The sequence below is a fragment of the Devosia crocina genome (genome assembly GCF_900116545.1).
Classification (GTDB): Bacteria; Pseudomonadota; Alphaproteobacteria; order Rhizobiales; family Devosiaceae; genus Devosia; species Devosia crocina.
Map to the genome: position 1 here is coordinate 157,878 of NZ_FPCK01000004.1, position 20,508 is coordinate 178,385.

15 protein-coding genes are annotated in these 20,508 nt (G+C 62.0%); 9 read left to right on the forward strand and 6 right to left on the reverse strand.

Annotated features, from left to right (window positions below; all coding sequences use genetic code 11):
• Nucleotides 1-95 precede the first annotated feature (95 nt).
• Complete coding sequence (locus tag BM364_RS16810; RefSeq protein WP_139232617.1) at nucleotides 96-3,293, forward strand: alpha-mannosidase; 3,198 nt, start codon at nucleotides 96-98, stop codon at nucleotides 3,291-3,293.
• A gap of 198 nt (nucleotides 3,294-3,491) precedes the next feature.
• On the opposite strand, the gene BM364_RS16815 is transcribed toward BM364_RS16810, so the two are convergent.
• The 3 genes from BM364_RS16815 to BM364_RS16825 all read right to left on the reverse strand — a co-directional run bounded on the left by BM364_RS16815 (nucleotide 3,492) and on the right by BM364_RS16825 (nucleotide 9,275).
• On the reverse strand, nucleotides 3,492-5,798 hold the full coding sequence (locus BM364_RS16815; protein WP_092426643.1) for a Tex family protein: 2,307 nt from the start codon (nucleotides 5,796-5,798) through the stop codon (nucleotides 3,492-3,494).
• A 154-nt stretch (nucleotides 5,799-5,952) separates the two neighbouring features.
• A complete protein-coding gene (locus tag BM364_RS16820) occupies nucleotides 5,953-8,508 on the reverse strand; it encodes an ABC transporter permease (protein ID WP_092426645.1) in 2,556 nt (851 codons plus the stop codon).
• Entirely contained in the window at nucleotides 8,508-9,275 is a 768-nt protein-coding gene (locus BM364_RS16825) for an ABC transporter ATP-binding protein (protein ID WP_244542928.1), read from the reverse strand. The genes BM364_RS16820 and BM364_RS16825 overlap by 1 nt, the downstream gene beginning before the upstream one ends.
• A 140-nt stretch (nucleotides 9,276-9,415) precedes the next feature.
• Here BM364_RS16825 and BM364_RS16830 point away from each other — a divergent pair, with 140 nt between their 5' ends.
• Both BM364_RS16830 and BM364_RS16835 read left to right on the forward strand, forming a co-directional pair.
• Nucleotides 9,416-9,937 (forward strand): lipocalin/fatty acid-binding family protein, encoded by a 522-nt coding sequence (locus tag BM364_RS16830; protein WP_092426647.1) that lies wholly within the window; start codon nucleotides 9,416-9,418, stop codon nucleotides 9,935-9,937.
• Between the two features lie 467 nt (nucleotides 9,938-10,404).
• Nucleotides 10,405-10,614, forward strand: a complete 210-nt coding sequence (locus BM364_RS16835) for a hypothetical protein (RefSeq protein WP_139232618.1) — start codon at nucleotides 10,405-10,407, stop codon at nucleotides 10,612-10,614.
• 126 nt (nucleotides 10,615-10,740) lie between these two features.
• Here BM364_RS16835 and proX read toward each other — a convergent pair whose 3' ends face one another.
• The 3 genes from proX to BM364_RS16850 all read right to left on the reverse strand — a co-directional run bounded on the left by proX (nucleotide 10,741) and on the right by BM364_RS16850 (nucleotide 14,046).
• Complete coding sequence (gene proX / locus BM364_RS16840) at nucleotides 10,741-11,760, reverse strand: glycine betaine/L-proline ABC transporter substrate-binding protein ProX (protein ID WP_244542929.1); 1,020 nt, start codon at nucleotides 11,758-11,760, stop codon at nucleotides 10,741-10,743.
• 82 nt (nucleotides 11,761-11,842) lie between these two features.
• Nucleotides 11,843-12,772 (reverse strand): ABC transporter permease, encoded by a 930-nt coding sequence (locus tag BM364_RS16845; protein ID WP_092426650.1) that lies wholly within the window; start codon nucleotides 12,770-12,772, stop codon nucleotides 11,843-11,845.
• 23 nt (nucleotides 12,773-12,795) lie between these two features.
• Nucleotides 12,796-14,046 (reverse strand): quaternary amine ABC transporter ATP-binding protein, encoded by a 1,251-nt coding sequence (locus BM364_RS16850; RefSeq protein ID WP_092426651.1) that lies wholly within the window; start codon nucleotides 14,044-14,046, stop codon nucleotides 12,796-12,798.
• Nucleotides 14,047-14,555: 509 nt separating this feature from the next.
• On the opposite strand from BM364_RS16850, the gene BM364_RS16855 reads away from it, so the two are divergent.
• Genes BM364_RS16855 through mnhG form a run of 6 tightly spaced genes read left to right on the forward strand, consistent with a single transcriptional unit; the run spans nucleotide 14,556 to nucleotide 20,447 of the window.
• Nucleotides 14,556-17,429: a monovalent cation/H+ antiporter subunit A gene (locus BM364_RS16855; RefSeq protein ID WP_092427241.1), complete on the forward strand. Its 2,874-nt coding sequence runs from the start codon at nucleotides 14,556-14,558 to the stop codon at nucleotides 17,427-17,429.
• Nucleotides 17,420-17,752: a Na+/H+ antiporter subunit C gene (locus BM364_RS16860; protein ID WP_092426653.1), complete on the forward strand. Its 333-nt coding sequence runs from the start codon at nucleotides 17,420-17,422 to the stop codon at nucleotides 17,750-17,752. The genes BM364_RS16855 and BM364_RS16860 overlap by 10 nt, the downstream gene beginning before the upstream one ends.
• Nucleotides 17,739-19,349, forward strand: a complete 1,611-nt coding sequence (locus BM364_RS16865; protein ID WP_092426655.1) for a monovalent cation/H+ antiporter subunit D — start codon at nucleotides 17,739-17,741, stop codon at nucleotides 19,347-19,349. Before BM364_RS16860 ends, BM364_RS16865 begins: the two co-directional genes overlap by 14 nt.
• Entirely contained in the window at nucleotides 19,346-19,831 is a 486-nt protein-coding gene (locus BM364_RS16870) for a Na+/H+ antiporter subunit E (RefSeq protein WP_092426657.1), read from the forward strand. Before BM364_RS16865 ends, BM364_RS16870 begins: the two co-directional genes overlap by 4 nt.
• Nucleotides 19,828-20,109, forward strand: coding sequence for a K+/H+ antiporter subunit F (locus tag BM364_RS16875; protein WP_092426659.1), 282 nt, complete (start codon nucleotides 19,828-19,830; stop codon nucleotides 20,107-20,109). Before BM364_RS16870 ends, BM364_RS16875 begins: the two co-directional genes overlap by 4 nt.
• The gene (gene mnhG / locus BM364_RS16880; protein WP_092426662.1) at nucleotides 20,106-20,447 is read left to right on the forward strand and encodes a monovalent cation/H(+) antiporter subunit G; all 342 of its coding nucleotides are present in this window, start codon (nucleotides 20,106-20,108) and stop codon (nucleotides 20,445-20,447) included. Before BM364_RS16875 ends, mnhG begins: the two co-directional genes overlap by 4 nt.
• Nucleotides 20,448-20,508: the final 61 nt, after the last annotated feature.

Genomic DNA, 20,508 nt, shown 5'->3' on the forward strand with positions numbered 1-20,508 from the left:
CACGCCAAACGGGATTTACGGAAAGGCCGGAAAGTGTCTTTGCAACGTTGCAGCTCCGTGCTTACCTGGCGTTGCCCGACATCTGGAGCCGCGCCATGCCCTACCATAATCCACTCGCAGCCAAACTGGGACTGCTGGACGACGACATCAAGATGGAGGGCAAGCTCTTCCGGCTCTGCGCCGATCTCGAGAGCAAGACCCGCACGAGCCTCGCAGATATCCCGTTCCAATGGCATGTGATGGCTGAGGATGGGTTCGGCGCCGAGCAGGCGCTTGCGGCGGACTGGCGGGCCTGGGAGAAATTCGGGCCGCACTCGGTTTGGGGCAAGCATCAGGAACACACCTGGTTTGCGGCCGAGATCGTGGTGCCGGAGGCGGCCCGGGGCCAGGTGTTCGTCGCCCGGTTCACGAGCCAATGGCAGGACCGGCCCGGCACGACCGATCCGCAATGCCTTGTCTATCTCGATGGCAGAATTGCCCAGGCGCTCGATGGCAATCACACCGAACTGGTGATCGAGCGCGATGCCGTGCCAGGCAACAGGCATGTGCTGCTGGTCAACGCCTTCACCTTTTTCGACCGGCCGCTCGTGGGGTTCGGGGTGGATTTCGCCTTGCGCAACGAGCGGGCGGAAAAGCTTTATTTCGACCTTATGACCCCGCTCGATGTGGCGATCCGGCTCAACCAGAACGACCCGCGGCGGCACGCGATCCTGAACCTCGTCGATCGCGCCTTGCGGGCGCTCGACCGGCGGGACGGACATACGCCGGCATTCGAGGCGAGCCTGCCGGCAGCCGAAACCATTGCGGCACAGATCTACGATCTCGCCGATACCGAGGTGCAACCCCAGATCACCGCCGTTGGCTCCACCCATCTCGATGTCGGCTGGCTCTGGCGGGTGCTCCATACGCGCGACAAGACCGCGCGCAGTTTCGCCACCGTGCTCAAGCTGATGGAGGAATACCCGCAGTTCATCTTCATGTATAATCAGTCGGTGCTCTTCGACTTTTTGAAAGAGGATTATCCCGAGCTCTGGAGCCTCCTCCTCGAACGGGTGAAGAACGGACAATTCGAGATTGAAGGTGCCATGTGGGTGGAGCCGGACGTCAACATTGTCTCGGGCGAAAGCCTTGTGCGCCAGATCATGCGCGGTCGCCGGTTCCACCAGGAGCATTTCGGGGTCACGCCCAAAACCGTGTGGTTGCCGGACACGTTCGGGTATTCGGCGAACCTGCCCCAGATCATGAGGCAATCGGGGCTCGAGTATTTCGTCACCTCCAAGCTGAGCTGGAACGATACCGACCGGCATCCCTATGACACCTTTTTCTGGCGCGGCATCGACGGAACGGTGACGAAGGCGCAGCTGATTACCGCGCAGCGCTATGAGAGCGAAGCGATCTACACGACCTATAATGGCGACCTCTCGGTCAGCGAAACCATGGGCGCCTGGAAACGGTATGAGCCGAAGGCGGCTTACAGCGAAGTGGTTATGTCCTATGGGTATGGTGATGGCGGAGGCGGGCCGACGCGCGCCATGATCGAGCGTGGCATGCGGCTCGAACGCGGCATTCCAGGCGCACCGAGAGTGAAGCTAGAGGGTATCGGTCCCTTCCTTGGTCGGCTCGGGGCAGCGATGGAGGCGCATCCCCAGAAATTCCCGACTTGGAATGGCGAACTCTATCTCCAATATCATCGCGGCACCCTGACTTCGGTGGCCAAGAACAAGGCGAACAATCGCCGTTCCGAACGGCTGTTGCGGGAACTTGAATTTCTCGGGGTAATGGCGCTGACCAAGACTGGTCACGCCTATCCGAGCGAAACGCTGGCTGAATTCTGGGAGCTGGTACTGATCAACCAATTCCACGACATCCTGCCGGGCACGTCTATTCCTAAGGTCTATGCCGACAGCGACACCGACTATGACCGCATCTTTTCGACGCTTCAATCGCCCAACGGTCCCTGGCATGCGGCCGCTTCGGCCTTTGCCCGGCCTGAGCCGGGAGCATTGAGGCTTCTCAATTTCACGAGTCAGGCCCGGCACGATCTTGTGCATCTCGGCGCCTCTGTCGCGCCCGGCACAGCGCTGGCCAGCGCTGACGGGATCGCGCCGATTCAAGCGATCACCCGGGCCGATGGCCGCAGAGATCATGTTGCACCTGCCGGACATCTTGCCCCGCTTGGCTGGACCGCAGCGCAACTGGTGACGGGAACGACGGAAGCGGACACAACCCTCTCGGTTTCCCAACAGCATCTGGAAAACGAGCTGTTGCGGATCGAATTCGATCGCTCGGGCGAGATCGTCTCGCTTCGTGACAAGACGCGGCAACGCGAGCTATTGCCTAGGGGCGCCAGGGCAAACCGGCTGATTGCCTATGAAGACAAACCCATGGACTATGATGCCTGGGATATCGACTGGTACTTCGAAGAGCAGTTCTGGCCGCTGGCGGACAGCCCGGCGAAACTAGAGGTGGTTGAGACCGGACCGCACCGGGCCGCGCTCCGCATCGAGCGGCAGTATCGGAAGTCACGGGTGATACAGGTGATCTCGCTGGCCGCAGGCGCCCGGCAGGTCGAGTTTGATACCTTTGTCGACTGGCAGGAGCGCGCTCAGGTCATCAAGGCGCAGTTCCCCTTCGATCTCAACACGTCCGAAATCCGCTCGGAAATCCAGTTCGGACACGTCAAGCGTCCGACGCATCGCAATACCAGCTGGGACAAGGCGCGCTTCGAAGCCTCCATGCATCGCTGGGTGGACCTGAGCGAAGCCGATTTCGGCGTGGCGCTGATCAACGACTGCAAATATGGCTATGATTGCCATGAGCAATCGCTGCGGCTGACGCTGGTGCGCGGTTCAAGCCATCCCAGCCCTGAAGCGGATCTGGGCGAACATCGCCTGCGCTACGCACTTTTCGTGCATGATGGTGTGGCCGATCTAGCGCAGGTGCATCGGGCGGCGGAGCGGTTCAACAACCCTGTGTCTGTGGTGGGAGATCTCACCGAACAGGCGACAACAGCCGACACCTTCGAGCGCTTCAGTTTTGCGTCAGTCGATGTCGACAACGTCACCATCGAGACCGTCAAAAAGGCCGAAACTTCGGACGCCATGGTGATGCGTCTTTTCGAGCACGCTAATATCCGCGCCGAGACCACGGTCTATTTCGGCGTCCCGGTGAAGCGCGTGCGGGTCGTCAACCTGATGGAAGTAGAGGCCGGGGGAGAGCTTGAAGTGCTGGATAATGCCGTGACGCTGAAGCTGCGTCCGTTCGAGATTGTGACGTTGATGGTGGAGGCTTGATTCGTCTCTGACCATTGAGCGCTTGAACACCCGCTTCCTCCCGGGGAGAGGTGAATGGCATCGGCATCCCCCTCATCCGGCGCTCTCGCGCCACCTTCTCCCCGAGGGGGAGAAGAATAGACGTGTTCAACCACGCGCTCGGCCCGTTCCTCTCCCTCTCGGGGAGAGGTGGCTCGGCGAAGCCGAGTCGGTGAGGGGCTACTTCCGCTTCATCGCTTCGGCAAGGGCGGCGCCAAAAGCGCCCTGATCGTTGCTTTTGGCTGGCTGGGGCCGCTGTTGCGGTCTGCCGGCGGATTTCTGGTCGCGCTGAACCGGCTTGCTTTCGCGTGCGGAGGCGCCGCCGTCGCGGCGCATGGTGAGGCCGATGCGCTTGCGGGGGACATCGACGTCGACAACGGTTACTTTCACGACGTCGCCGGCTTTCACCACGTCATGGGGGTCTTTGACGAACTTGTCGGCAAGTTGGGAGACATGGACAAGGCCATCCTGGTGCACGCCGATATCGACGAAGGCGCCGAAGGCGGCGACATTGGTGACTGTGCCTTCAAGCTGCATGCCGGGCTTGAGATCCTTGATATCGTCGATCCCTTCCGCGAAGGTTGCCGTCTTAAAGGCGGGGCGGGGATCGCGTCCGGGCTTTTCGAGTTCGCCGATGATGTCTCGCACGGTCGGCAGGCCGAAGCGGTCGTCCACGAAGACGCGCGGGTCGAGCGATCGGAGGGCCGTGGGATCGCTCATCAGGGCTCGGACGTCGCGGCCGCAGGCGGCCACGATCTTGCGGGCAAGGCCATAGGCTTCCGGGTGAACCGCGGAGGCATCGAGCGGCTCGGTGCCATCGGGAATGCGCAGAAAACCTGCCGCCTGCTCGAAGGTGCGCTGGCCAAGGCGAGCAACCTTGAGCAATTCCTTGCGGGCTTTGAACGGTCCATTGGCATCGCGATGGGCGACGATGGCTTCGGCAATGGAGGCGCCGAGGCCCGAGACGCGGGCGAGGAGGGATGCGGAGGCGGTGTTGAGATCAACACCTACCGCGTTCACCGCATCTTCAACGACGCTGTCGAGGGATTTGGCAAGGCGATACTGATCGACATCGTGCTGATATTGGCCGACGCCGATGCTCTTGGGTTCGATCTTGACGAGTTCCGCCAGCGGATCCTGCAGGCGCCGGGCGATAGAGACGGCGCCGCGCAGGGACACGTCGAGCCCGGGGAATTCGGCGGCGGCAGCGGCGGAAGCGGAGTAGACGGAGGCGCCGGCTTCCGAGACGATGACTTTCAGCGGCTTCGGCGCCGGCATGTGACCCAGCATGTCGGCGACGAGCTTTTCGGTTTCCCTTGAGCCGGTTCCATTGCCAATGGCGATGAGTTCGACAGAGTGGGCGCGGATCAGGCGGGCGAGTTCGGCCTGGGTGCCGGAAGCGTCATTGCGCGGCGGAAAGGGATAGACCGTGGTGGTGGCGAGAAGCTTACCGGTGCCATCGACGACGGCGACCTTGACCCCGGTGCGAATGCCGGGGTCAAGACCCATGGTGGCGCGGGAGCCGGCGGGGGCGGCGAGCAGCAGGTCTTTCAGGTTTCGCGCAAAGACCGTGATGGCCTCTTCGTCGGCGCGCTCGCGCAGATCGCGCATCAGATCGAGAGAGAGGTGGACGAATAGCTTGGTGCGCCAGGCCCAGCCGGCCACATCCATGAGCCATTTGTCGCCGGGAAGGCTGCCCCCGATCCCATAGGCGGAGGCGACGGTGCGGACGGTGGGCTTGACCGGTGAGGTGTCTCCGGCATCCACCTCGATATCGACCGAGAGCACTTCCTCGTTGCGGCCGCGCAGCATGGCAAGGGCGCGGTGGCTAGGGGCGGTGGCCCAGCGCTCGGTGTGATCAAAATAGTCGGAGAACTTGGACCCCAATTCTTCCTTGCCGGGAATGACCTTGGAACGGAGGGTGGCGCGATCTTTCATATAGGTGCGCAGACGGCCGACGAGATCGGCATTTTCGGCCATCTGTTCCACGATGATGTCGCGGGCGCCATCAAGGGCGGCTTTTACGTCAGCGACATCGCCGGTCAGATATCGGGTAGCGAGGTCTGCGGGGACGAGCTTCCGATCGCCGAGGATAGTTTCGGCGAGGGGGCCAAGACCCCGCTCTCGGGCAATTTCAGCCTTGGTGCGGCGCTTGGGCTTGAAGGGCAGGTAAATATCTTCGAGCTCTGCCTTGGTGGGAGCGGCGGCGATGGCGGCGGCGAGATCGGCGGTGAGCTTGCCCTGTTCGGTGATGGACTTGAGGATCGCGTCGCGACGGCTATCGAGTTCACGCAGGTAGCCGAGGCGTTCTTCGAGGGTGCGCAACTGGGTATCGTCGAGACCGCCGGTCACTTCCTTGCGGTAGCGGGCGACAAAGGGGACGGTGGCGCCGCCATCGAGCAGTTCGATCGCGGCCTTCGCCTGATCGGGGCGGGCGCCGATTTCCCCAGCAATACGGGTGGCAAGGTTTTGGGTGGGAAGCGCCATGGTCGAGCCCCTGTGAATCGAATTGGCGCGACCATAGTGGGGATTGGGGCGAAAACCCAATCGGGGTGTGGAAAGCTATTTTGACGCCTTCAAAAACGCCCTTCTGGCCTCCCCCTTCTGGAGGGGGAGGTTGGCTGGGGTGTGGCAGCGATCGCTATACGCTCGACATTTCGCGCAGAAGCAAGGCCGGGCGGATGGAGAGGACGCGCAGCAGCGTGGTGGCGCCCAAAAGCGCCGTCGTGCCGACAAGGCCCAGGACCACGAGGCCGATGGTGGAGGCTTCGACCGCGAAGGCAACGTTGAGAAGGACCTGAGTGAGCAGCCATGCCGTGGCGATGCCGGCGGGGATGGCGATCAGCGCGGCAAAGAGCGAGAGCAGCAGGAACTGGATGAGTGCGGTCACAAGAATCTCGCTGCGGCGGGCGCCGAGCACCTTGTTGAGCACGGCATCGGCTTCCCGCTGGCGGCGGCCGGCAGCAAGGCTGCCGATCAGGATAAGGAGACCGTTGAGGACGGCAAGCCCGCCGACGCCGGTTGCCGCCAGCGAAAGCTGGCTGAGGGCTTCGGTGATGCGGGTGAGGGTCGCGCCGATCTCGATGAACTTGATGTCGATGAATTCCCCGGCAAGGAAGCGCTCGACCTCTTCCTCGCGTCCGTCTTCGGCCGTTACGGCAGCCAGAATGGTGGAGGGATAGGCGTCGAGCACGCCGGGAGAAAAGGCAACGAGAAAGTCGATGCCGCCCTGCCATGCATAATCACGGAAATTGCCGATCCTTGCGGCGACGGTATCGCCGAAGATGTCGAAGGCGATTTCGTCGCCGAGCTTGAGCCCAAGGCTTTGACGCAGGTTCTGGTGGAGAGAAACAAGCGGAGCGCCGGTGTAATCCTCGCCCCACCAGACGCCCTCGACGATGCGCGAGGCCGGTGGCAGGACGCTGCGATAGGTCATGGGGATTTCGCCCGAAAGCAGGAAAGCGGCTTCCGGTCCATCGGCGGAAAGGGAGGCGGCCTGGCGGCCGTTGACCGCCGAAACCTGGCCACGCAGCATGGGAGTCGCCGTGACAAGGGCAATGCCGTGTTCGGGGCCGACATAGCTTTCAAGCGTTTCCACTTCGTCGGGGAAAAGGTCGGACGCAACGAGTGTCGGGGCATCGAACACGGAGGCGCCAAGGAATTCGTTGCGCAGATTAACCACCAGAACCTGAACGACGACCAGGATGACCATGGCAAGTCCGACCGCGGTAACGATGGCCGCGCTGTTGCGGGTGGAGCCGATGACGGCGCGCAGGGCCTGGCGCAGCGGCCGCCAGCCGGTGGCGGGGAGACGCGCAAGGCCCTGGAGCGCGAGGCGGCTGCCTAGTTGCAATAGCAGCGCGGCACCGATGCAGGCAGTCATGAAGGCAAGAACCAGAGCGAGATTGCCGGTGAGGATGACCGCAAGGCCGAAAAACAGGACGATAGCGAGCACCAGGGGCAGCAGTTCGGGCGAACGGAGGAACTGCGACCATTGGATGCGCGGCGCAGAAAGGCCCTTGGAGCGGAAAAGGCTGGCGGGCGAAACCATCTGCGCCTGCACGAGCGGCAGATAGGAGAAGGCGAAGGCAGTGAGAAGCCCCACTGCTGCGGCAACGAGCAGGGAAAGCAGATCGAGCTGGCGGGCAAGCGGAATGCCGATGGCTTCGCCGACGGTGGGGAGAACCAGGAGCCCGACCCCTGCCCCGATCAGCGCGCCGATACCTACCCCGATCAGGCCAAGAGCCAGCACCTGCACCAGAAAGTGGACAAGAACCCGCCAGCGCGACGCACCAAGGCTGCGGAGCACTGCGATGACGCCGGCACGATCGGCGATATAGGCGGACATGACGCTCCAGACGCTGACGCCGCCGATCAACAGGGAACCAAGACCCACGATCATCAGGAAACCGGTGAACAGGTCATAATAGCGCAGCATGGGGCCGAGCCCATCGAGCGCGGAGCGGATTTCCCAGCCGGCATCGCCAAGGGCATCGGCAAGCCTGTCGCGTTCGGCCTCTGTATCGCTGCTCGACAAAAGGAGCTTGTAGCGGAAATTGGTGCCAAGGCCAGGCAGGGGCGAGGTGCGATCTGAGACCGTGGCAAATCCATCGGAACTGATCAGGGCGGCAAGACCAAGGCGGAAGCCGCGGACCGGGCCATCGGGAAAGCCGAGAAGAGTGCCGCGCACATCGAAGTCGGTGCCGCCAATGGAGATGACGTCGCCCACAGCAAGGCCCAGCTGGTCGAGCATGACCGGATCAACCAGAGCGCCGAATGCGCCATCGCGCTCAGCAAGAGCAGTAAAGGGCGCGGTCATGGCCTCCTGATTGTCGGTATAGACGCCGCCGAGGAGGGGATAGCCGGGTCCGGCCGCAACCAGATCGACAAAGGCTTCGCCTGCCGGGGACTGGGCCCCGAGATTGGTTTCAACGACACTGGCGACGAGCCCTGCAGCCTCGAAGAGGGCGAGTTCTTCCCCGTTCGCAGCGCGATCGGAGCGGGTGAATTCAAGATCGCCGCCCATCAGCTGTGCCGCATTCTGATCGACAGACCGCGTGATGGCGCCCGAAACCGAGGAGACGCCGGCGATCAGCGCGGTGCCGACTGCAAGACAGATGATAAGGAGGGAAAAGCGGCGCCAATCGCCCGCCATTTCCTTGAGGCCGACACGGGCAGCCGAAACGAGGGCGCGCATCAGTGCTTCTGGCCCGTGGTTTCGGTCAGTTGTCCCTGTTCCATGGTAAAGGTGCGGTCGGTGCGTTCGGCCAGATGGGGATCATGGGTGATCATGACGATGGCGGTGCCATTCTGGCGGGCCAGGTTGAACATGAGTTCGACCACGATGGCGCCGGTCTTCTGGTCGAGATTGCCTGTCGGCTCGTCGGCAAGAAGGAGCCGGGGCTTGGTGACAAGAGCGCGTGCCAGACCGACGCGCTGCTGCTCGCCGCCGGAAAGTGCGGAGGGATGATGATCAAGGCGCTTGCCGAGCCCGACCGCGTCAAGGGCTTCCGCCGCTTCCTTGCGCACCTCGGCAAGGCTGAGGTCCGGGCGTGCGATCTCGAGCGCGAGCCCCACATTGTCGAGAGCGCTCAGGGAGGGGATGAGGTGAAAACTCTGAAAGACGATGCCCAGGGTCTGGCGGCGGAACACGGCCATCGCGTCTTCGTTGAGGCCGGTAATGTCGGTCTCACCGATTTCGATGCGGCCGGCGCTGGCGCGCTCGAGCCCGGCCAGCAGCATGAGAAGCGAGGTCTTGCCGCTGCCCGAGGGGCCGACAATGGCGACGACCTCAGCCGGTTTGAGGCTGAAATCGACACCCCGCAGAATTGTGAGCGGCTTGCCGGCCACTTCGACTGTATAACCAACCCCGTTCGCCCGAATGAGTGGGGACGCGGTGCTCTGCTCAGGTGATGTGTCGCGCACACGGTCCTGCGAGAGTGGTGACTGATTGGACGCCTGCACGCTGCCTCCCGGACGAGATAGTTTGTATTGCGTTAATGCCGTATCTTTGCGGCATCATATTAAACTGGCATTGTTGGATGAACTCCTAAAGTGACTGCCAACAGTGAGAAAATTGCGGCGTGGCAAGAAGAGGAACGCAAGTGGCAAAGAATATCGGTAAAGCCGTAGCGGTGGCTGTGACCATGCTGGGGCTGGGCGGGGCGGCTCCTGCTTCTGCAGGCCCCACCGAACAGGCGCTGTTGGCGAACTATATCGGCAATTGGCGGGGGGAAAGCGTGCTGCAGGGCGGAGACAGCCCGGAGCCTTTCCGTTGCCGCCTCTCGGTCAGCTCGGGCAACCAGGGCAAGATCAACTATACGGGCCGCTGCGCCCTCATCAACATGAACCTGTCCGTCAGCGGCACGATCGCTTTTGTCGAGGCGCGCGGACATTACGAGGCGGTGATGACCTCCAATGCCGGGTTTTCCGGTACGGCTGTCGGCCAGCAGCGCGGAAACCAGATCGGCTTCGACCTTGTCGAGCGCCAGCGCGACCGCGGCGGCAATGACGTTCAGATCGGTTCGCGTCTTTTCCTGATCGGCGACCAGATCACCGTCGAATTCCAGGTGGAGTTCAACAATTCGGGCGAGTTGCTGACCGCCAGCGTGCCTTTTTCGCGCTGAGCGCAAGACCCTAAAGGATTGAGCCGGCATCGCCTGGCTTAATCCTGATCTGCTTAGTCATATTTCTATACCCGACGAAAGTCGAGCAGGCTTTTTCGCTTTTTTGCCGATTTGAGCAACATAGCCTACTGGCGAAATCACAGCGCCTGCCCTATCTTGCCTTTGCTGCGCCTTAGTGGCGCTCATGTTTGCGTTCAACACCTGCAAGGAGAGGAGTGACGATGACACAATCGCCGACGAACACCATCCATGCCCTGTGTTGGACCGTAGTAACCCGCCGCAATGGCCTCAAACGCTGGCAAGGGCCCTGTCGACTGAAACGAATGTGACTACCGTCACATCCCCATGTGACCGACGTCACATAGCCGTCTCAGAAATCCGATAGACCCCGAGCGAATTGGCCTCACCGGCGCGGATCTCCCGCAGCCTGAGCTTTCCGATTCGCCACGCAAGTGGAGATTGAAGCCATGCAGGAAAATAGTTTGAAGAGGGCCGAAGCGCTTCGGCCAACCGTGATCGAAGTGGGCGGAGAGCCTCTGGGCGTTGTCGTGCCGAGCGAAGGGGGCTACCGCTTCCTTGCCGTCAAGCTGCCGGCCTTTGTGGTCGACGGCCAGCATTTCCCAACCATCGAAACCGCCCATCTCGCGGTCAAGACTGCCGTGGAAGACCAGGGCTGAGAGACGCGAAAGCGGCGCGGCGGGGGATTGGATTTTCGCCTTCCGCCACACGAAAAAATCCCGCTGCGGCGGGACGACGGTCGAAGACGATGTGAAAGGGGTCGGTTGTGCCGACCCCTTCGCGTTTCAGGACTGTGCGGCGCGCGCAGCGTCGAGCCAGCCATCGACGGCGGCGCGGTTGGCCTCGATCCATGCGGCAGCCTGAGCTTCGATGTCGTCGTCGCCTTCGTTCATCGCAGCATTCTGGGCATAGATGTCGGTGAGCGGGATTTCGACCGCATCGAGCAGCGCGGCCACGGCCGGGTTGTCGGCGAGGAACTCGGAATTGACGACCGGCACGATGTCATTGGCCGGGAAGCCGAGCATGCAAGGATCGTTGACGCAGCCTTCGAGGCCCGCGATGGTTGCCGCATCGGCCAGGGACATATCGGGCAGATCGACTTCAGGAACCTCGATCCAGACGACATCTTCGCCCGGCACCAGTTCGTTCACCGTCCAGTTCGGGGTCCAGGTATAGAACAGGATATGTTCGCCGCTCTCATAGGCTGCAACCGCATCGGCCATCGAGGCGGAGTAGCCAGCCTTGATGGGGTTGAGATGATCGCGCAGCTCATAGGCATCGAGGTGATGCTCAATATTGATCTCGCAACCCCAGCCGGGCGGGCAGGCAACGAGATCGGCCTTGCCATCGCCATTACGGTCAAAGGCGGCCTTGACTTCGTCGCGCTTGAAATCCTCGAGCGAGGTGATGCCGAACTCTTCGGCGGCAGCCTTGTCGACGAGATAGCCTTCCAGAGCGCCACCGCGCGCCACGGCACCGACGATCTCGGCGCTGCCTTCGAAGGTGGACTCATAGGTCGAGTGCAGCGGGAACCAGCCATCGACCCACATGGTCACATCGCCCAGCGCCACGGACTGGTAAAAAGGCGGGTTATCGAGCGTCAGCGCGGCGCCGACTTCGTAGCCCAGTTCCTGGAGAAGCTGGCGGTAGATCTCGGTGTGGAACCAGCCCGTATCCCAGGTGGGCTGCGCCATGACGATCTGAGTGCCTTCGCCCGGACGATCCTGGGCAATGGCGGGAGCGGCGGTCAGGCCGGTGGTGAGCATGAGGGCGGCAAGGGCCGGAAGAGTCTTGAGACGGAACACTTGTGGTGGGTCTCCTTTTCTAGCTTTTCGTTGATCCGCCTGGGGCGGAGGCGAAAGGGGAAAATCCCCAAGGCTCAGTGGCTCAGGGAGCCACCTTTCCTGTTTCTGCCGGCGCATTGGCGCCAGGCCGGAACATGGAAATCAGGGTTTGGCGCAAGGACACGGTCTTGACCTTGCTCTGCTCGCCCAGACCCTGGGTGATGCGATCGAGCACGATGGCAAGGATGACGATGCCAACGCCGCCAGCGGTCGCGCCACCGACATCAAGGCGACCGAGGCCGGTATTGACCACGAGTCCCAGTCCGCCGCCGCCGATCAGCGCTGCGATCACGACCATGGACAGCGCCAGCATCAGGGTCTGGTTGAGACCGGCCATGATGGTACGCATGGCCAAGGGCAATTGCAGGTCGAACAGCATCTGGAGCGGGGTCGAACCGAAGGCCTCGGCGGCTTCCACCAGATCGGCGCGCACATTGCGGATGCCCAGATTGGTGAGGCGCACAATGGGCGGCAGCGCAAAGATGATGGTCGCGATGATGCCAGGAGCCATGCCGACGCCGAACAGCATGACGATGGGCACGAGATAAACAAAGCTCGGTATGGTCTGCATGACATCGAGCATGGGGCGGGCGAATTTCCACACGAGATCGCTGCGCGCTGCAACGATGCCGAGCGGAATGCCGATGACGCAGCAGAACAGCACCGCGGTGATGATCATCGACAGGGTCGTCATGGTTTCGGGCCAGAGCCCGATCATGTCGATGAAGAAAAAGCCCACGATGGTGAAGATGGCCATGCCGCGGCCGACATATTTGAACGCAAGCGCTGCAAAGATGGCGGTGATGGCCAGCATGGGCACAAAGGCGAGAACGGCATCGAGCCCGTTCAGCACCTGGGTAATGGGCACCTGGACGGCGCGGAAGAACGGCCGGAAATTAGGCACCAGCCAGCCGCGCACGAATATGTTGATCCACTCGTCAAAGGGAATGACGAGAAAGTCTGACGGGCGCATGGCACGCCTCCTTGCTTCTTGTTCTAGCGCGCGGCGGCAGGTTGGGCAGCGTCGTCAGCCAAGGGCGCGGGGGGCGCCTCGTCCTGAGCCGGATCACCCGAAAGCTGGGCGAACACGGCCTCTGGCTCGACGACGCCGACGAGCTTGTTGTCCGCATCGGTCACGGCGATGGGAAGGCCCGTGCTGGCGTGACCATAGAGATCGACGAGCTGGGTGCCGGGATCGGCGCTGGGATAATCGGTGATCATTACTTCGGCGATCGGCACGTCGCTTGTTCCGCTCTCGCGGTCGGCAGCGGCGGCCTGCTGGTAGGTGACGACGCCGGCGATCTGTTCGCCATCGAGCACGTAGACCGCGCCACGGTTCTGCTCTTCCATGGTGCGTACCGCATCGCCGGCGGTATCGCCATCGAGCTGGAGCACGGCCGGCTCGACTGCCACCGTCTCGGCGGTAAAGACGCGCCCGCGATCGATATCGGCCACGAAAGCGGCGACATAGTCATTGGCGGGCTGGGACACGATATCCTGAGCCGTGCCGATCTGGACCACTTCCCCGTCCTTCATGATCGCGATGCGATCCCCCAGAAGCAGGGCCTCGTTGAGATCGTGAGTGATGAAGATGATGGTCTTTTTCAGGGTTTTCTGAAGGCGCAGGAGTTCGTCCTGCACATCGCGGCGGATGAGGGGATCAAGCGCACCAAAAGGCTCGTCCATCAGCAGCACTTCCGGATCGGTCGCAAGGCCGCGGGCAAGACCCACGCGCTGCTGCATGCCGCCGGACAGGTCTGACGGCTTGCTCTCGGCATGCGCGCTGAGCCCCACTTGATCGAGAGCCGCCTGAGCGCGTTCGCGCCGTTCATCAGGGGCAACACCCTTGATCTTGAGACCGTAGGCGGCATTGTCGATGACGCTCATATGAGGAAAGAGCGCAAAGTGCTGGAAGACCATGGCGACCTTCTCGCGGCGCACCCGGCGAAGGGTTGCAGGCGAGCAGGCGGCAATGTCTTCCCCATCGATATGGATCGATCCGCCCGTGGGCTTGATCAAACCATTGAGCATGCGCACCAGGGTCGACTTGCCCGAGCCCGACAGGCCCATCACAACGAAGATCTGACCCTGCTCGACATCGAAACTGGCGCTGTTGACACCAACGGTGTTGCCGGTGGCTTCAAAGATCGTGGCCTTGCTTTCTCCTGCGCGAAGGCGCTTGAGCGCCTCTGCTGGCGAAGGGCCGAAAATCTTGGTGAGGTTCTTTATCTTTAACTTGGCTGCCATGTACTCACAAAGACAAACCACGAGGTTAAACTTCGCGGCTCGTTCAGTTTATCCAATGTATAGTTTTCACGGAAACAGAAAAGCGCATCGCGTTCACAGCAATGGCATTCACTCAACGTCAAATTCATTCAGATGATGGAAAAGGTAGTACACGCTTTTTCGCGGATCAACCCTTGATGGCAATTTTTTGTCTTTTTGGCGTCCGAACGACGCTCTAAATGATCAGACACAGCCTTGCCGAAACTTACGCTAACGCCCCGTAATTCTGGCGTTTTGTGGATGCTGCGCCAGGGGCAGCAACCACATACCTGAGGCAGGATTTTCTCCGCATCGCCATCGGGTCAACGCTTCTCAAACAGGCGGTGCGACAAAAAACGCGACCAGATCGGCAGAGTTTTCGCCGCCCTGCCCTTTCACTTTGCTATGGCATTGCCTATACCCAATAGGACACCCGAAGACGCGAGGAATTGAAGCTGACTGGACAGGCGGCCGACACCATTCTCACCCTGATGTGCACGTTGCCATTCGTGGCCAGCGTCTTCATGTTAGCCCTTCCCAAAAAGACCAGCAGCGCAGCAGTCTGGATCGCGGGAGGCGTCGCCAGCCTTCTCTTTGTTCTCACCGCCCTGTTGTTCCCCAGCGTTGCCTCGGAGCCGCTGATCTACACGATCGAGTGGATTCCCCAGCTCGGGCTCAACCTGACGCTGCGCATGGATGGCCTGGCCTGGCTGTTCAGCATCCTCGTTACCTTTATCGGCATGCTGGTGGTGCTTTATGCGCGCTACTACATGTCACCCGACGATCCCATCGCGCGCTTTTATGCGCTGTTTCTCGCCTTCATGGGCGCGATGCTGGGTCTTGTTATCTCGGGCAACATCATACAGCTCGCCATTTTCTGGGAGCTGACCAGCATCGTCTCGTTCCTGTTGATCGGCTACTGGTACCATCGCAGCGATGCGCGCGACGGGGCTCGCATGGCCCTGATCATCACCGGCATGGGCGGGCTCGCGCTTTTTGCCGGAGTGATCCTGATCGGACATATCGTGGGAAGCTACGAGCTCGAGGACGTGCTGGCCTCGGGCAGCAAGATCGTCGACAGCCCCTACTATCCGGTGGCGCTGATCCTTGTGTTGCTGGCCGCCTTCACCAAAAGCGCCCAGTTCCCGTTCCAGTTCTGGTTGCCCAATGCCATGACCGCGCCGACCCCGGTTTCGGCGTATCTCCATTCGGCGACCATGGTGAAGGCCGGCGTCTTTTTGCTGACCCGGTTCTGGCCGGTGATGTCGGACCATGACCTGTGGTTCTGGATCGTCACCTATACCGGTCTCGTCACGCTGCTGTTCGGCGCCTATGCAGCGCTTTTCCAGCGCGACCTCAAGGGATTGCTGGCTTATTCGACCATTTCCCACCTTGGACTGATCACAACGCTGCTTGGCATGGCGACGCCGCTGGCTGCCGTTGCCGCCATATTCCATGTGGTCAATCACGCCACCTTCAAGGCCTCGCTATTCATGGCGGTCGGCATCATCGACCATGAAACCGGCACGCGCGATATCCGCAAGCTCAGCGGCTTGCGCAAGTTCCTGCCCTTTACGGCAACGCTCGCCATCATCGCCAGCGCCGCAATGGCCGGCGTGCCGCTGCTCAACGGTTTCATTTCCAAGGAAATGTTCTTTACCGAAACGGCGGTGTTCAACCCCAATGTGTTCGTGAACCTGTCCCTGCCCATCGCAGCAACGCTGGCTGGCATGCTCTCGGTCGCCTACTCCGCCAAGTTCGTGCATGGCGTGTTTTTCGGCAAGCCCACGACCCAGCTCGAAACCGTGCCGCATGAGCCACCTGCGCTGATGCGCCGGCCGATCGAGATGCTGGTGCTGATCTGCCTGGCCGTCGGTATCATCCCCGGCATCACCATGGGACCATTCCTGGCCGCGGCGGTAACCGCCACGCTGGGAACACAACCGCCCTATTACAGCCTCTCGGTCTGGCATGGCTTCAACCTGCCCCTCATCATGAGCCTGATTGCACTTCTGGGCGGCGCGGTGATCTATGTCGCCTATTACCGGCGCCTCAGGCATGTCGACGGCGTGCCGCTGATCCGGGGCCTGCGCGGGCAACGCATCTTCGAGCGCATGCTGGTTCACCTGACCAATCGCTGGGCGCCCAAGGTCACCCGCCGGTTCGGCACGCAGAAGCTGCAGCCACAGATCCTGCTTGTGGTGCTCTTTGCCCTTGGCGCCGGGGTTGCCGCCGCCTGGGGGCGGCTCGGCAACCTGCCTCTGCCACAGAGCTTTGATCCGGTGCTCGGCCTTGTCTGGCTCGTGGGCGGCATTTCTGCCATTGCGGCAGCCCAGCAAGCCAAGTTCCATCGCCTGGCCGCCATGATCCTGATGGGAGGCGCGGGCCTTGCCACCTGCATCACCTTTGCCTGGTTTTCGGCGCCCGATCTGGCGCTCACTCAGCTCCTGGCCGAAATCGCCACCACCGTTCTGATCCTTCTTGGTCTGCGCTGGCTGCCCAAGCGCACACCCTTTACCGACCCGGTGACGCTGCGGATCCGCTTCCGCCGGCTGCGCGACGTCAGCATTGCCGTGGCGGCAGGGCTGGGAGCGGCCGTTGCAAGCTATGCGGTGATGACGCGGGACGCGCCAACGGTTCTCGCCGACTTCTTCCTTGAAAACGCCTACTCGCTGGGCGGGGGCACAAATGTGGTCAATGTCATGCTTGTCGATTTCCGCAGCTTTGACACCCTGGGAGAGATCACCGTTCTTGCGATGGTGGCGCTGACCGTCTTTGGTTTGCTGCGCCGGTTCCGTCCTGCCAAGGACAGTGTCGAGCGGCCCGAGCAGCAGCGCATGCTCGGCGGGGGAGACGATGCGACTGGCGATCGGATCGCAAGCGACTTCCTGCGCATTCCGGCGCTGATCATGAACTGGTTCTTCCCATTCGTGATCGTCATCGCCGTCTATATGTTCCTGCGCGGCCACGACCTGCCCGGCGGCGGCTTTATCGCCGGCATCATCATGTCGCTGGCCTTCATTCTCCAATATATGGCGGGGGGCACGCGCTGGGTGGAAGAGCGATTGCGTATCCTGCCGCTGATCTGGATAGGCTGGGGGCTGCTGCTGTGCCTCCTGACCGGGCTTGGCGCCATGATCATGGGCATGCCGTTCCTGACCTCGGGCTTCACCTATCTTTATCTGCCGCTGATCGGACGCGTGCCGGCGGCAACGGCGCTGATCTTCGACCTCGGTGTATTCGCCCTTGTCGTCGGGGCGGCCGTCCTGATGCTGATCGCGCTTGCGCACCAGTCGATCCGCAGCCCCAAGGCGGCTGGAGCCACCCAGACGCGGATCCGCAAGGAGCACGACAAATGGAACTGACCCTTGCTCTCGCTATTGGCGTTCTCGCCGGTTCCGGGGTTTACCTCGTGCTGCGTCCGCGCACCTTTCAGGTAATCATCGGCCTCTCGTTGATCTCGTATGCGGTCAATCTCTTTATCCTCTCCATGGGACGGTTGCGCACCGATGCGGCGCCAATCCTGTCGGGCAGCGATGCCAATCCGGCCGACTATGCCGATCCGGTGCCGCAGGCGCTGGTGCTGACCGCCATTGTCATTGGCTTTGCCATGACGGCGCTGTTCCTGGTCGTGATGCTGGCTGCGCGCGGCTTTACCGGCAACGATCACGTCGATGGCAGGAACTGAGATGAACGGGGTCAATCACATCGCCATCCTGCCCGTACTCGTGCCGCTGCTGGCGATCATCGCCAATATCCTGCTCGGGGATCAGCGGGCCAAATCCCGGGTTTTGGGTCTCAATATCGGGTTCAGCGGATTGCTGCTGGCCGTCTCCGCCATGCTCTTTGCGCTGCAGTTTGGCGCCGAGGGCATAGCGACGGCTGTTTATCCGCTCGGCAACTGGCCCGTGCCCTTCGGCATCGTGCTGGTGGCCGACCGCCTGGCCGCGCTCATGGTGCTGACCACCTCCATCCTGGCGATGGCGGTGATGCTGTTCGCCTCGGCGCGCTGGTATCGGCGCGGCACCAATTTCTTTCCGCTGTTTCACGCGCTCACCATGGGGCTCAACGGGGCGTTTCTGACGGGCGACCTCTTCAACCTCTTTGTTTTCTTCGAGCTGTTGCTGGCCGCTTCCTACGGGCTGGTGCTGTTTGGCGGCGGGCGCAACCAGGTGCGCGCGGCCCTCCACTACATCGCCATCAATCTTGTTGCTTCCTTTCTCTTCCTGATCGGGGTGGCACTGATCTATGGCTCGACCGGCACGCTCAACATGGCCGATATCGCCCGGGCGCTGCCGGCCATTGCGGCCGAGGACCGGGGGCTCTTCGAAGCAGGCGCGGCGGTGCTCGGCATTGCCTTCCTGATCAAGGCCGGCGCCTGGCCGCTGCATTTCTGGCTGCCCAACACCTATTCGGTGGCGCCGCCGCCGGTTGCCGCGATGTTCGCGATCATGACCAAGGTCGGGTTCTACGCCATCCTGCGGCTTTGGACACTGGTGTTTGCCGGGGGAACGGCAGAGGAAGCCGCGTTCGGGCAGGCGGTTTTGCTGGTGCTCGGCTTTGCGACCCTTGCCTATGGCAGTGTGGGCGTTCTCTCGTGCAAGTCGCTCGACCGGCTGGCGAGCTACCTGATCCTTGTTTCAGCCGGCACGCTGCTGCTCAGCGTCGGCTATAACGATCCGGGAGTTACCGGGGGCGGGCTCTACTATGCGGTGGTCGCCACGCTTGCGGCAGGCGCGCTGTTCCTGCTCAAGGACATTCTCGACCAGATCCTGCCCAGCGAAGCCCAGGTGCTCGCCGTGTCACTCGAACTTTATGGCGACGAGGAAGAAGAGCTCGACGAGGATCAGGAGGTCAGCCGCACCATCCCGGCTGCGGCAACCATTGTCAGCCTCTGCTTTGTCGTGGTGGGCCTGATCATGGCGGGCCTGCCGCCCTTGTCGGGTTTCCTTGCAAAATTCGCCATGATCTCATCGGCCTTTTCGGCCGACGATGCGCCGACGGCGGCAACCTGGTGGTTCATGGGCGCCATGGTTGGGTCGGGCCTTCTGGTGCTGGTCTCAATGGTGCGCAACGGCATCAACATCTTCTGGGTGTCGCTGCCCGAGGGCGATATTCGCCTGCGGCCGATGGAGATCGCGCCCGTCGTCGTGCTGCTGCTTTTGTGTCTGCTGATGGCGGTGGCAGCCGGGCCGGTGCTCGAGGCCATGACCGAAACAGCCATGGCGCTTCACACATCGGCGCCTTATGTCGAGGCCGTGTTTGCAGGAGGGGAGGCGCAATGAAGAAGCTTTTTCCCCATCCTGTTCTGGCAGCCCTGCTTTTAGGGCTATGGCTGGTGCTGCAGCAATCGATCGGGTTCGGCCACGTTCTTCTCGGCTCGATCATCGCCATTGGCGCATCTCTGGCCGCAGCCAAGATCATTCCCGAGCCGGTTCGCATCCGCAATCCGCATCTACTGCTCAAGCTCGCCGCGATCGCGGGTCTCGATATCGTGCGATCCAACATCGCCCTGCTGATGGTGCTCGGCAATCCGCGGCCGAAGCCGAAGGCGGCTTTCATCGAGATGAAGCTCGAGCTCACCGATACGTTTGCGCTAGCAGTGCTCGCCTGCCTCATCACCGCCACGCCGGGCAGCGCCTGGCTCGAATATAATCGCGAGCACAGCACCGTGCTTATCCATGTCTTCGACCTCGTCGATGCGGCGGACTGGGAAACAACCATCCGCACGCGCTACGAGGCCCTGCTGCTGGAGATCTTCCAATGAGCCAAGTCATTCTCAGCTGGAGCCTGTTTGCCGGCCAGATCATGCTCGGCATAGCCATGCTCGCCTCGCTTTATCGCATGGCCGTGGGACCGCGGGCGCAGGACCGCATCCTAGCGCTTGATGCCCTCTATGTGGTGGCGTTGCTGCTGCTCGTGACGCTCGGCATTGCCAACAATTCCCTGATCTATTTCGAATTGGCCATGCTGATCGGGCTCCTGGGCTTTGTGGGCACGGTGGCGCTCTCTAAGTTCTTGATGCGCGGCGAGGTGATCGAATGAGCCCGGACCTGCCGCTCTGGCTTGCAATCCTCGTTTCCCTCTTCGTCTTTCTGGGGGCGCTGCTGACCATGGCCGGGTGTCTCGGGCTTGTGCGGCTCAAGACCTTCTATCTGCGCATCCATGCGCCCACCATGGGCACCAGCATGGGGGGCGGCCTGATCCTTCTGGCCTCCGCCATCTATTTCAGCATCACCCGTGAACGCCCGATCTTTCACGAGATCATCATCTTCGCCTTCGTGACCGTGACGACGCCGGTGACGCTGATGCTGCTGGCGCGGGCGACCCTGTTCCGCGACCGGGTGGAAGGCAGCGCCGAGATTCCCCAGCGCGACGCCTGATCCCTGAGCCTGCCGAACAGACGACGCGACTGCAATCGCGCGCAAACTTCGGAACTGCTGC

Bases quoted from the DNA above. Each gene is read 5' to 3' on its own strand.
- BM364_RS16810 (WP_139232617.1), top strand. From the start codon at position 96: ATGCCCTACCATAATCCACTCGCAGCCAAACTGGGACTGCTGGACGAC.
- BM364_RS16815 (WP_092426643.1), bottom strand. From the start codon at position 5,798: ATGGCGCTTCCCACCCAAAACCTTGCCACCCGTATTGCTGGGGAAATC.
- BM364_RS16820 (WP_092426645.1), bottom strand. From the start codon at position 8,508: ATGCGCGCCCTCGTTTCGGCTGCCCGTGTCGGCCTCAAGGAAATGGCG.
- BM364_RS16835 (WP_139232618.1), top strand. From the start codon at position 10,405: ATGCAGGAAAATAGTTTGAAGAGGGCCGAAGCGCTTCGGCCAACCGTG.
- BM364_RS16845 (WP_092426650.1), bottom strand. From the start codon at position 12,772: ATGCGCCCGTCAGACTTTCTCGTCATTCCCTTTGACGAGTGGATCAAC.
- BM364_RS16850 (WP_092426651.1), bottom strand. From the start codon at position 14,046: ATGGCAGCCAAGTTAAAGATAAAGAACCTCACCAAGATTTTCGGCCCT.
- BM364_RS16855 (WP_092427241.1), top strand. From the start codon at position 14,556: ATGTGCACGTTGCCATTCGTGGCCAGCGTCTTCATGTTAGCCCTTCCC.
- BM364_RS16860 (WP_092426653.1), top strand. From the start codon at position 17,420: ATGGAACTGACCCTTGCTCTCGCTATTGGCGTTCTCGCCGGTTCCGGG.
- BM364_RS16865 (WP_092426655.1), top strand. From the start codon at position 17,739: ATGGCAGGAACTGAGATGAACGGGGTCAATCACATCGCCATCCTGCCC.
- BM364_RS16870 (WP_092426657.1), top strand. From the start codon at position 19,346: ATGAAGAAGCTTTTTCCCCATCCTGTTCTGGCAGCCCTGCTTTTAGGG.
- BM364_RS16875 (WP_092426659.1), top strand. From the start codon at position 19,828: ATGAGCCAAGTCATTCTCAGCTGGAGCCTGTTTGCCGGCCAGATCATG.
- mnhG (WP_092426662.1), top strand. From the start codon at position 20,106: ATGAGCCCGGACCTGCCGCTCTGGCTTGCAATCCTCGTTTCCCTCTTC.